The organism is Actinomadura sp. 7K534 (assembly GCF_004348575.1).
Classification (GTDB): domain Bacteria; phylum Actinomycetota; class Actinomycetes; order Streptosporangiales; family Streptosporangiaceae; genus Spirillospora; species Spirillospora livida.
Window position 1 is genome coordinate 1 of sequence record NZ_SMKB01000561.1, and the last position, 425, is coordinate 425.

Below are 425 nucleotides of genomic sequence, written 5' to 3' on the forward strand. Positions count from 1 at the left end.
GCCCCGAGCTCACACGCCCCCGCGAACAGGCCCCCTACAGCGGCGCGCCGTCATCCCCGCCCGTACCCGACGGCGACGGAGACGGCAGCGGCGTCGACCCCGACGGCGACGGCGTCGGCGAAGGACGCCCCGGAAACGGCGACCGCGACGGCCGCTCGAACGTCGGCGTCGGCTCCACAGGCTCCGGCGGCGGCTCCGTCGCCTCCGGCTGACACGCGAACAACACACCCATCAGCACCGCCAGCACGGCCAGCAGCGCCACCAACCCCAGCACCACCGCCACCAGACTCCGCTCCGGCGCCCGCTCCCCCACCGGCACCGGCCCCGGCGCCACACCCGGCGACGGCTCCGCACGCTCCAGCGCCGGCTCACCCGACCCCAGCCAATACGGCTGGAACTGCGGCCCACGCCGACGACCACCCCAC

Annotated in this window: 1 pseudogene; it reads left to right on the top strand. The window is 76.5% G+C overall.

Annotation, left to right across the window (positions count from 1 at the left end):
* Positions 1 to 212: pseudogene (locus tag E1266_RS39145) on the top strand (hypothetical protein); the annotation flags it as partial.
* Positions 213 to 425: the final 213 nt, after the last annotated feature.